12 protein-coding genes and 1 pseudogene are annotated in these 11,216 nt (G+C 46.5%); 11 read left to right on the top strand and 2 right to left on the bottom strand.

Annotation, left to right across the window (positions count from 1 at the left end; translation table 11 throughout):
* From WG89_RS20120 to WG89_RS20080, 9 genes are all read left to right on the top strand, one after another.
* The coding region (locus WG89_RS20120; RefSeq protein WP_153301713.1) for a transposase at positions 1–344 on the top strand (344 nt) is incomplete at its 5' end.
* A gap of 170 nt (positions 345–514) precedes the next feature.
* Positions 515–880 carry a VOC family protein gene (locus tag WG89_RS20115; protein WP_062269175.1) on the top strand — a complete coding sequence of 122 codons (366 nt, stop codon included), beginning with the start codon at positions 515–517 and terminating at the stop codon, positions 878–880.
* 26 nt (positions 881–906) lie between these two features.
* Positions 907–1,497, top strand: a complete 591-nt coding sequence (locus WG89_RS20110) for a histidine phosphatase family protein (RefSeq protein ID WP_062269174.1) — start codon at positions 907–909, stop codon at positions 1,495–1,497.
* A 51-nt stretch (positions 1,498–1,548) separates the two neighbouring features.
* Complete coding sequence (locus WG89_RS20105; protein WP_062269173.1) at positions 1,549–2,088, top strand: hypothetical protein; 540 nt, start codon at positions 1,549–1,551, stop codon at positions 2,086–2,088.
* Between the two features lie 144 nt (positions 2,089–2,232).
* On the top strand, positions 2,233–2,730 hold the full coding sequence (locus tag WG89_RS20100) for a GNAT family N-acetyltransferase (protein ID WP_079253948.1): 498 nt from the start codon (positions 2,233–2,235) through the stop codon (positions 2,728–2,730).
* A 66-nt stretch (positions 2,731–2,796) separates the two neighbouring features.
* The gene (locus tag WG89_RS20095) at positions 2,797–4,155 is read left to right on the top strand and encodes a hypothetical protein (protein WP_153301711.1); all 1,359 of its coding nucleotides are present in this window, start codon (positions 2,797–2,799) and stop codon (positions 4,153–4,155) included.
* A gap of 70 nt (positions 4,156–4,225) precedes the next feature.
* Positions 4,226–4,822, top strand: a complete 597-nt coding sequence (locus WG89_RS20090; RefSeq protein ID WP_062269169.1) for a class I SAM-dependent methyltransferase — start codon at positions 4,226–4,228, stop codon at positions 4,820–4,822.
* 1 nt (position 4,823) lies between these two features.
* Complete coding sequence (locus WG89_RS20085; protein ID WP_062269167.1) at positions 4,824–5,381, top strand: GNAT family N-acetyltransferase; 558 nt, start codon at positions 4,824–4,826, stop codon at positions 5,379–5,381.
* Positions 5,382–5,468: 87 nt separating this feature from the next.
* Positions 5,469–5,747, top strand: a complete 279-nt coding sequence (locus tag WG89_RS20080; RefSeq protein ID WP_062269166.1) for a GNAT family N-acetyltransferase — start codon at positions 5,469–5,471, stop codon at positions 5,745–5,747.
* Between the two features lie 25 nt (positions 5,748–5,772).
* Here WG89_RS20080 and WG89_RS20075 read toward each other — a convergent pair whose 3' ends face one another.
* The gene (locus tag WG89_RS20075; RefSeq protein ID WP_062269165.1) at positions 5,773–8,634 is read right to left on the bottom strand and encodes a hypothetical protein; all 2,862 of its coding nucleotides are present in this window, start codon (positions 8,632–8,634) and stop codon (positions 5,773–5,775) included.
* 341 nt (positions 8,635–8,975) lie between these two features.
* Here WG89_RS20075 and WG89_RS20070 point away from each other — a divergent pair, with 341 nt between their 5' ends.
* Together WG89_RS20070 and WG89_RS20065 are read left to right on the top strand one after the other, a co-directional pair.
* Positions 8,976–9,674 carry a Type 1 glutamine amidotransferase-like domain-containing protein gene (locus WG89_RS20070; RefSeq protein ID WP_062269164.1) on the top strand — a complete coding sequence of 233 codons (699 nt, stop codon included), beginning with the start codon at positions 8,976–8,978 and terminating at the stop codon, positions 9,672–9,674.
* Between the two features lie 234 nt (positions 9,675–9,908).
* The gene (locus WG89_RS20065; RefSeq protein WP_062269162.1) at positions 9,909–11,030 is read left to right on the top strand and encodes a hypothetical protein; all 1,122 of its coding nucleotides are present in this window, start codon (positions 9,909–9,911) and stop codon (positions 11,028–11,030) included.
* On the opposite strand, the pseudogene WG89_RS31275 reads toward WG89_RS20065, so the two are convergent.
* Positions 10,998–11,216 (bottom strand): annotated as a pseudogene (locus WG89_RS31275) (IS1595 family transposase); the annotation flags it as partial. The gene WG89_RS20065 and the pseudogene WG89_RS31275 overlap by 33 nt on opposite strands.

The following is an 11,216-nucleotide window of genomic DNA, read 5'->3' as shown; positions in this document are numbered from 1 at the left end:
TGCACGGGGATGAGCAATTTATCTTTGCAGATGCCGGCTATGGCGGGGCCGAGAATCGGAAAGAGTTGGAGTCCTGTGAAGCTGAGTGGTTCATAGCTGAAAAGCCCAGCATCTTGAAAGAGCTGAAGAAGCATCCCCGAAAAAATAAGGTGCCCATCAAGCTGGAATTTACCAAGGCCAGTCTGAGAGCAGCAGTCGAACACCCCTTCAGAATCATTAAGTGTCAATTTGGATTTATAAAAGCCAGGTATCGAGGTTTGAAGAAGAATGACAATAAACTGTCTACTTTATTTGCCCTGGCGAATATTGTTCGACTGGATCAAATGATCCGGGCACAGGGTTAGTCCGCCCTGAAGTCACGAAAGTGGCTAAATATCATACAAATAAGGGGTTGAGACCTCTGATTTCAGTCCTACTTCGAACTCGATTCAAGAAGGGAGGTAAATTAGAGGTTATTCGCAGGTTCCCTAGTTGTGGAGTAGGATATTCCCTGAAAAACAGACAAGGAGTCATAATGAATAATCTGAAAACCGTCGAGATCAAGGCCTTTATCCCTTCCAAAGATTTTGAAACCTCAAAAAGCTTCTATGCAGATTTGGGCTTCACTCAGGCTTCAGAAGGAGGCAGTGTCGCTTATTTTTACTTCGAACAGTGTAGTTTTCTGCTTCAGGATTTCTACGAACAAAAGCTGGCTGACAATCTTATGATGCACTTGCTGGTGGAAGATGTGGAGTCCTGGTATAGGCAAGTAAATGAGGCTGAACTTGTTGAAAAATACGGTGTGAAGCTCTCTGAAATTGAAACCAAGCCCTGGCAAATGCGTGACTTCGTTCTGTCTGATCCTTCAGGTGTGTTATGGAGAATTGGCCAGAACATCTAATTCATTGAATTTAAAATAAGAAAAGTATGAAAACCCTCTATGTAATATCCCACACTGAAGCGACCCATCATCTGGAAGGTGTCGTGGGTGGCTGGTATGACTCTGTGCTCACTGAGAAAGGTCTGGAAGATGCCCGAGCTATTGGCAGCAAGCTTTTGGCAGAGGGGGCTGTTGGTGATATTCATACGTCTGATTTGAAAAGGGCTGCTCAAACAGCAGAAGTGATTGCTGGCATTACGGGTGGGCAGTTGAATATCACATCAGACTTAAGGGAAAAAAGCTTTGGTGTGGCCGAAGGCAAACCCCAAGCCTGGCTGGATGAAAGGATTGTACCTGAGGATGGCCTCAACAGGCTGGATCACCGAATTATTGAGGGCTCTGAAACCACTCGCGAATTTGCCAGCCGAATCTATGGATACATGGATTCCATCTCACTGGGAGATACCACGGTTATTTCTACCCATGCCTTTGCAGCTACTTTTGTCATTGCCTGGTGGATTGGTATGTCATTGGAGTCCATTGGTTATGTCAATTTCAATATAAAGTCAGGGAAGATCAGTAAGCTGGTGGAAGACGACTTTTTCAAGAATCGTAATGTGGCTTATTTGAATCATTAACGATAGTTAGCAATCCCTCCATCCCCTGTTCTGAAAATAATAAGGTTTCAAATGATGAAGCTGTATCACCGTGTGCCTAAAACTTTAAAATTTGATCGTCTGCTGCCACTGAACAAGCTTGAGCACAGGGATGATGAGTTGTATGAAGAAAACAACTGGAAGTACCTCCATCGTCTGGAAGTGAAGAAAAAGCGGGTTCCCCACCTGAACTGCCTGTGGAACGATGTGATTCATATGACGCCGGTTCACCCTTCAGCGGTCAATGCTGCATTGAAACAGGCAGGATTTACACCAGGAAATAATTCAAAATGGTTTGAAATTTGCCCCAAGACGTTGGGCTTCTCGAAGCAGAACAGTGTTATTTATCTTTATCCAGAGTCAGCGGCCAACTCCCTTGAATCCCTGCCTGAAGACTATCTCCCCTTCGATCTGAATCAGCTCAAGGGACTGGAGGTTCTCAGAGATGAAGTGGAAGATTATTACCGGGTATCTAGAGAGAAAGGTGAGCGTCCTTTGACATTTCATCTGGTTCCTCATGTTCTTTATCACGGGGAGCTGCTTTTTGAGGACATGAATATTATTGAGGTGTAATCAGCCCAATACCACCACCCTTTGACAAACTCAGAGTGAGCGGCATCCGTCCGTAAATCGGGACGATATTTCGAGACAAATCATAAACGACCAAAGTAATAAATATTTTCTGAATTACCAGGGTATGCTGGACAGGTGAAGTAAATGAGTGACTTAATTATACGACGAGCAACAGATAAGGATATTAATAGCTTGCCGGCACTGATGTATGAGCTGGACCGTTTTCATTATGAGAACAATCCTGAGGTTTACCGAACGCCTGAAGCTATGCACAGCGAAAGGGTGGAGAGGAATATTTTTGATCACTATCGATCCGGAAAATTTGTGGTGTTTCTTGCGGTTGTCGATGGGAAAGAAGTGGGCATGGTCTCGGGCCTGATCAAAAAGATGAATTCCATTACCTCCTGGCCTAAAACGGTGGGCTTTGTGAATGAACTCGTTGTGCTGCCCGAGCTTAGAGGAGGTCAGGCCGCTACTGATTTGATGGCCAAGATAGAGCAATACTTTGCAGAGCAGGGGGCTACTGAAATGGGTCTGAATGTCAGCAGTTTTAATGAGAGAGCCCAGGGTTTGTATAAAAAATTGGGCTATGACTACGATTCTCATTTGATGATCAAACCACTGGCTGAAAGCAGGCAGTGAAATCAACGTTTAAAAACTGACAGTTGCTGCTACCTTGTAGATTCGGATCTATGAGTGGCAGTAATAATGATAACCTCTGGATGCTTCTTTCGTTCTGAAAAGGGACTTCTGTGTCTATTGCTTACCTTGCTGTTTTCGTTTCTTCAGCAGGCTATTTCCTCTGAGAACACTTATGTCATTGAGGTAGGCGGTGAGAAAGAGATAGGTAATGCCCAGTTATTTGTCGATGAAGCCCTGGATGCAGCCCAGGGTTACAACCTTTACCGTTCTGAAGTCAGTTTGAAAAACAGCTATTCAATAGAGTCCTGGTTTCGTCGTTGTGTTCGATCCTATCCTGCTATCAGTCTTGAACCGGATTTGATCAGTGGCTCTGTTTTTGACCGTAATCCTGTGGATCTGGTGCTTGATATCTACATAGCGGAAGGGAATTGTCTGGCGGATCATATCAGTCTTGAGGAAAGCTTTGATGAGCTCCTGCCCGTGTTTCGCAAGGTCCTTAATAATGAAGCAAGCGCGCTGGATTGGAAACTGGTGAGACGGTTGGAAGTGACCAGTCGTGTGATCCTGAAAAAGTACAATCATCTCCGGGGGCTGGAGTGGACGGCGCAACAGAGTCGGAGTTTAAATATTCCTATCGGTTATGCGCCCGGGTGGAGTCATTATCTTACCCAGGAAGTGATACACCATGATACATCAAAACCGGAAAACATCTTTCCCATGACTCAGACAGTGTCTGATTCCTCGATCCAGTCTCCTCGCCCGGCAAAGGTCATGACGCCTCTGGCTCATTATGCCTACCGTTACAAGGATCTGGAGCAGTCAGACGACAGATCACATGAGGATGAACAGCTTCTGAAAGGTCAGGTCTTTTTTCCAATGGACTGGCAGCTGGCAAAAACCACTGAAGGCCTGATGGCTCAAGCCTGGGTGACAGAGAGGCCAGATCTGTTAAGGCTTTATCAGGCCGATAAAATGGGAGGCTGGAAAAAGCAGGAAAAGCCTGTTCCGGTGATATTGCATCAATTCAGATTTATGCCGGGCTTTATAGAGTTAAAAATATGGAGCAAGGATGGTCATATAATACCTGTGGGTTGGGAGTATCGCAGCCTTTCTACAGACCCCCTGAGGTCCGGGATAACCAGACAAGACCGCTACATTCGCTATATCAGTGTCCAGCCTCTGGATGATGATGCCATTACTGCCTCAGTTGCAAAAAATATTCCTTTAATAACGACTGAGCCCGACGTTGGTGAAGTTAAAGAAAGCAACACAGAAGCAGGGAAGGTGAATTCAACTTCTGCCCACCAGGAGGTAATGTCCATAATGGAGAAAACAGAAGCGTTTTCCTTTACTTCTTTGGTGAAGTGGGCGCTGCCAATATGGCTGCTGGGCAGTAGGAAAGTTCCTGGTAGTCTATCTCATTAATCTCTCAACTCTACACCTGTTTCCTGATTAATTGAAAAGAGAGTGTGAGCGTATTCCGGAATAATAAAAAATGGATAATCATGATCAGATATGGAGCGAGTATTATCAAAGAGTCGCTGCATACCCCCATAAAGCAAAAACAGAGAAGGCCGTGACATATAATCAATCAGGACTGTCCAGGGCCATCGACTGTGGTTGTGGCACAGGTTCTGATACGGCCTTTCTGGTAAAACAGGGCTATTGGGTACATGCCTTTGACATCAATCAGGAATCTGTCGTTTTTTGCCAGAAACGGTTTGTAAAAGACTTGAAGGTATCAGTCTCCTGCTCTGACTTTGATAGCTTTGACTACCCTGATACGGGTCTGGTCATAGCCAATGCCAGTCTTTTCTTTGCAAAACCGGATTCCTTTCAGGCCTCATGGTTGAAAATAAGGCAGGCTATCCAAGCGGGTGGCGTGTTTTGTGGTGACTTTATGGGCTATGACGATGAGTGGCTTAAAGATAAAGGTAAGGTACTGAACCCATTGACGGAACAGGAGATCAAAGCCTTGTTTGCCGGGTTTGAACTGCTTGAATTCACTGAACGTAATTGTATTGGCCCAACTGCCAGAGGGCCCGAGAAGCACTGGCATACCTACTCGGTGATCGCCCGAAAGCAGCAGTAGAATGATAGAAATTAAATACAAAGACGTTGTCTTGCGAAATGCCCTGGTGGGTGAGAAGGAGCAACTGTTTGACCTGATCACCAGGGATGAGCGTTGGACTCAATTCAATGCACCTTACATTGTCTACCAGACTCCTACCAGAGATTCATTCAGAGAGGGTTTGTTCCTGGAGTTTCTGACGGGTGACAAAAAGAAAATTATTGAGTATCAGGGTCGGCCTGTTGGCTCCGTTTCCTGCTACTGGGTCGATGAAAATACCCGATGGCTGGAGGTGGGAATCGCCCTTTATGACAGTCAACAATGGGGCAAAGGTCTTGGACAAAAAGCGTTGATTGCCTGGGTAACTCATCTTTTTCAAACGTTGGAACTTGCCCGAATAGGAATGACAACATGGTCCGGCAACCCAAGGATGGTGGCTTGTGCGCAGAGTGTAGGCTTTCAGATTGAAGGACGGCTTCGTTCTGTTCGCTACTATCAGGGGGTCTACTATGACTCCATAAAACTCGGTGTGCTTAGAGAAGAGTGGCAGCAGCTTTACGATACGACAGAGACAGTGTGATAAGACGTATGGATACTCAGTGGAGCAGTAAAAACATCAAAATCAGTACTTTTTCTGAGCAAGAAATACCTTTGATGAAAACCCTGTTTGAGCAGAATAAATCCGTCAGCAAACAGGACCCTGTTCTCAATCTCTCCGGATTTTCAGGGTAAACAGCTGGGTAGGCACACCTATGAATCTATTGAGCAGCAGGTTCGTGCAAATGCTCAGATTCAGGAAATCTGGCTTGAGGTCTATACCCGCAATCAGGTCGCCCTTAAGTTTTGGGTCAAGCAAGGCTTTGACCGGATCGTTAAGGTGATGGATGAAACCGTTGAGGGTGAAACGCTGTCATCCATGATTCTGAGCAAATCCGTTGCACAATAGGAAAAACAGTCATCCATAACTGATTTCATTCCATCTTTTCCACTGACGTCTGGCTCTCATCAACACCCCGATACCGGACCGGGGTAGTATGCTGAGTAGCAACAGCGGCTGTGTCCATGATGTGAGCTTTAATACTGACTTCACTGCCGTATTTCAGAAGTGCATTTTTCAGTGCTTCATCGAGCTGACTGTGAGTCTCGTGTTTCCAGGGCTGATCTATTGTGCAACCAATGAAGCAATAGATGCCTTCGTTGGGATCATAAACAACCAGTTGCTGGGCGCCACCGGTATTGGGAACATCCCAGAGTTGAACGAGGCAGCTATGCTGTTCCTGGGAAAGATAAACCATCTTGTGCTCTCTTAGCAGTGCCTGCAAATGCTCTGTGTTTACAAAAGTCGCGCCCTCATGGTTGTAGCTAATCTCTTCTCCTGCCGTGATAAATTGATCGTGTTGCCTTTGCAAAAAATCCAGACGCTCGGGCAGGCTCTTATGATGCATCCAGCTGAAATTCGAGAGGCAGTATTTCTCAACTTTTTGTAGATAGTTGGTCGGGTGTTCTTCAGGATGCAGAGCCTGCCAGGACGCGTAGTCGAGGCAAAGTCCGCTGCAGACACCACCGGCTTTCATTCGGTCCGAGTGAAGGGTTGTCATTAAGTTCTGCGACAATCGGAAAAACTCCGGTTTGGCTTTTTTAGCAAGCCACGGATCTTGAACTAACCATTCCGTATCCTTGAGGAAGTGTTCCATTTGAACGACATCAAGCAGGCCTGTCTGTTGATCAGGATCAGGAACAGCAAGTGGGAAGCCTGGGTGATTCAGACTCTCCAGCATTTCCGGCTGGTCTTCACAGGAAGCGATGATGTTGCTCCATATTTCAGCCAGATTCGGCTCGTTTTTCATGCGGAAGTAAAATGTCGGATTCTTTTGGCAGAGATCACGTAGCATTTCCAGCGGGATCGTTGATAGCAATGCTGGCTGGTTCAGAAGCGCATCAGCGAATAGGGGGTGCTGATGACACAATTTGTACAGCAGAAGGCTGTTTGCTGTATTCAAAAAGCCTTTTTCCAGGGCGAGAACTGCCGCTCGTTTCTGGTGGGGAGCCAATAGCAGACGACCCAGGAAATCGATGTCAGTCGTGAGCTGTTCCGGTGACTGAAGGAAAGAGCCGGGGTTTTCAAACAGGGCCATAAGCGTGTGCTGGAAATGACCGGCAGCTTCCATTTTTTCGATATCGGAAAAGTTCGGATGCTGCATGACTTCCATAGCCAGAGTCCGACTTCTGAAGCTGGCTTCAATCACAACTTTATGAGGAACGGCCAGTGCGGGAGTCTCTATAGCCAGTGACATTCTGAGTGCTACCAGGCTGGGGTAAGCCGCCTGGAGTTGCAGGCTTTTCTCTTCTTCCAGTCTGTCCATCAGCTCTGGTTTTAGCAGTAACTGAAAGGCTTCCGGGTAAGGCATACTGCGTTGATAGAACTGACCCTGTTTCCTTTGGCTTCGCAACATTGCCAGAGCAGCAGGGTTGGCCAGTTCCGTCATTAATTCCTTTTTTGCATCAGGACCCAGACTTCTCAGAAAGAAACTGCACAGAACATTGCCCGCTGTGCTGGTATAACAGTCCATCAGGTTGCTGAATCCAGAGAGGTTCAGCTGTTGACCCATGGGTAGAATCACCATGCCCAGATTCGGGTAATGATTCAGTAGCTCCAGCTTTTGCTCAGTTGTCATTTTTGTTCGGATGTATTCCTGAGCGATATCCATAAACGAAATCAGGCTTCGGGTCAGCAGGAGAGAGGCAGCATCCTGGTCAGAGAGAATCTTTCTCAGGTCTATTCCCTCATTTTTCCTTAAATTCGGATAGCGGGACAGGATTTCCGCCATCATGATAGGCTGAAAGGCTTCGGTCATTAAATCCTTCATATCGGAGAGCCATTGAAGGGCAAGGGATTGATGACTCATCAACAGTCGCCATGCGGCTTGTTCATCATAAAGGCAGGGCGCTCCCATGTGATTGAAAATTTCAGTGACTAACTCTGCTTGAAGTATTTCAGCCCTTTCCATTGAATTCATGGCTAATGCGGCACGATGCCGATAGCCCAGATAAGTTAATGGCAGGCTATTGTTAAATACGGCTTCAGCCAGCTTTGGGCATTTCTGGCAAAGCTTGAACATCTCAGGCCATTCACTCTCCTGAGTCAGGCACTTGCCATTCATAACACACTGAGCCACCAGTTCGGGGTGAGCTTTGGCAACTGAACTAATTGCTTCAGCACTCATCAGGGGGAGATGACTTTCCAGAATCTGGCTGGCAATGACAGGGCGTGAGTGACGAGCAATATAAGCCAGGTCTTCACCACAGAGATACTGACCGAAATGCTCCAGTACATTGAGTCTGGCATTGTCTTTCACCAGCCAGCAGGTCATGCGGGCAATGGCCAGAGATCTTTTTTTATGGCTGGTGCTTTTCTGTTCCCGAATAGCCGACAGGAGAGCCAGATCATGATCATGGATGCTGGTTGCTTCAGCGACCGAATGCAGTGGCGCTTCACTGAAGTGACAATGAGCTAATCCTTTGCCGTAAAGCTGGTGCATGCAGGCGAGAAGATTTTCCTCCGATGTCTCATCAGGTTCTTCATTAAATTGATCAATCAGGCGACACAGTCTCTCTTTCTCTGCCCTTACCGACATTTGAGTCAGCTTTTTAATGGGTTTGCCAGAGCGATCGTAATCCCTTTTGGAGCGTACTTCAGTTTCCTCCGCTTCGGAGACTTCCATCATGGAGAATTGGGCGGAAACCTCATCCAGATCTTTTGGGTCAGTGGATGCACCCTCATTACTGCCTGCTGAAGTTGAAGTTCCTGGGTCTTCAGAGTAGCCACGAATCATTCGAAAAATTCCTTTTAAACAATGTAGAGACGGTCATTCAATGAAGAATCAGACCATCCTGAGGAAGAAAAGCTCGCAATAAAGAGTGAATTGGTTAGCAGTGATAACAGGATGGTTAGTGGGGGTGACAAAAGTATTCTTTTAGCGAAAGAAGAAAGGGCAAATTATGGTCGCCAGATGGTTGGAGGCTTTAGAGCAGATCAACATTACCTCAGGAGCCTGTCGGACTTATGCTCGAAAGCATAAGTCCGACAGGCTCCTTAGACATTCTGTATAGTTTAAATCCCTGTTTAAAAAAATAATCAGGGCCAGAAATATCCAAAGGGAAGAGGGGAAAAATAATGCTTAGGCAGCAGGTTATAGCCATGGGCGGTGGTGGATTTTCCATGGAGTCGTCCCCTTTGCTAGACGACTATATCCTGAACAGTGCGGGTGAGAATCCCCGTATCTGTTTTCTGGCCACTGCCTCTGGAGACAGTGCAGAGTACATTAATCGTTTTTATCGCAGGTTTACCCAGACCCATTGTCAGCCCACCCATCTTGAGCTTTTCCGCAGGGATCAGCGGGATCTGGAAGCTTTTCTGCTTTCTCAGGACATTATTTATGTCAGCGGCGGTAATACAGCCAATATGTTGGCCATATGGGCGGTGCACGGTGTTGACCGCATCCTGAGAAAAGCACTGGAAAAGGGTGTGCTGCTCTGCGGTCTCAGTGCGGGTTCCATTTGCTGGTTTGAAGAAGGTGTGACGGATTCTTTTGGGCAGGCATTGGCACCTTATCCCTGCCTGGGTTTTCTGTCGGGCAGCCATTGTCCTCATTTTGATGGCGAGTCAGAGCGGCGTCCGGCTTATCACCGTATGGTAAGAGACGGAGACATTTCACCAGGGCTGGCGGCAGACGACAGTGCAGCTCTGCATTATGTCGACGGTGAGCTTTATCAAGTAGTTTCTTCAAGAAAAGGGGCGTCTGCCTACAGGGTTGAAGAGAGTGATGGGGAGGCCGTAGAGACTCCTATACCCACTTTATATCTGGGTGAGTAATAACTTTTCTATTAAAAAGTCAGGGACGAATAAATGAACACAGATCGAATAGTTTCTTTTGAAGCCTGTATTTTTGACATGGACGGTCTTCTGCTGGATACGGAAAGGCTGGCGTATGAAACTTTTCTTGCTGGGAGAAGCATGATCTTGATGGGGTAAGTACCATCAGGAACTTTTTGAATAAGCGCCAGTCTTAACAGCATCGACCCTGCCTCTACTAAAAGGAGTTTTAGAGTGCTTGAAGGAACTGGCGAAAAATCAGCAACTCCCCCTATTCAGCATCCATTGCCTGCAGGTCAGGTGGTGCCTCCTGTTGCCGGTGTTGAGGTCGATCCTTCTATTCCCAAACCTTCCCCTTCTGATGAAGTTGAGCCTGTTAAAAGAAAGGTTGAGGTGGTTGTTTCAGAAGAGCCAACGATGCAGGAGGGGCTCACTGTCAGTCCCCGGGATCTTCTGTCTAAATTTCCAAAAATGATTGCTGTTGAATCTGAAGACCTCAGGAAAGACTTGATTTTATTGACCCTTAAGGTCAAACGTAAGCAATTCAAGGATGGACTGGTTGAAAGCCGGGAGATGCTGAAAAAAGTCTTAAAGGAATATCCGGAGAACATCGCACTCATCAAATACCTGGGATCCATGCTTTTGATGTGTCAGCTGAATGGTGACTCGGATATTGAAAATCTGGAAAAGATACTGTCTGAAAAAAACAGGGAAGAACGTATTCTATGGCATCTGGCTTTGGCTGAGGCGGCCGCAAAAGGAAGTGAATGGATTCAGCCGTGTAAGAAAAAGGAACTGTATTGCTATAGACATGCAGCTGATCATGGTTCGTCAGTAGCCAAACAGAAATTGATCAGGGAAGTGCTGTTTTCGGAAACGCCAACAACTTCCCCTTTTATGGACTGTGAAGCTCTGCGAATGATCCATCAGTTGTCTCGTGAGGAAGAAGGGGCTCTGCCCGAACCAGATGATGACAGAGACAAAGCGATTCTTGATCTGGTCAGGCTGGTGCGTGGTGGTAGATACATTGAGTTGACAGCTGCACGAGAACTACTCGAAAAACAACTTTTGAAAAGCCATGATGATAAATTGATTCGTCTGGCTCCCTGGCTTTATGTTGAAGAGGCTTTTGGGCCAGTTGAGCCACTCAAAGTTCAGGAATTAAATGGCCGGATTAACAAGTGGCAAAAGAAACTGAGAACATCTGAAGATAAAAAATATTTCGCTTCTTTCAGCAGCTACTGGGAAGCTCTCCTGTTAATGAAAACAGGAGACAGAAGAGAAAGCATTAAAAAGTTAAGGCTCTTAATGGATTCCGGGGAGTTATCCAAACAACACTCCCAGAAGACCGGTTAGAGCTGCTTTCCCGCGCTTCTTGATATTGTGCAGGCACTCGAAGAAACCCAAATACAGCGGTAACTTCTCTTGTGATATACCCCGATGAGGACGCAACCAGGAACGCAACAGCGACCAGAACCCCTCCATTGTATTCACATGAATCTCATGAAAACCGTCGCCGTCCTCATCTCGTGCATATTCACC

The sequence above is a fragment of the Endozoicomonas arenosclerae genome (genome assembly GCF_001562015.1).
Classification (GTDB): domain Bacteria; phylum Pseudomonadota; class Gammaproteobacteria; order Pseudomonadales; family Endozoicomonadaceae; genus Endozoicomonas_A; species Endozoicomonas_A arenosclerae.
This window is presented reverse-complemented; position numbering and strand designations above follow the sequence as displayed.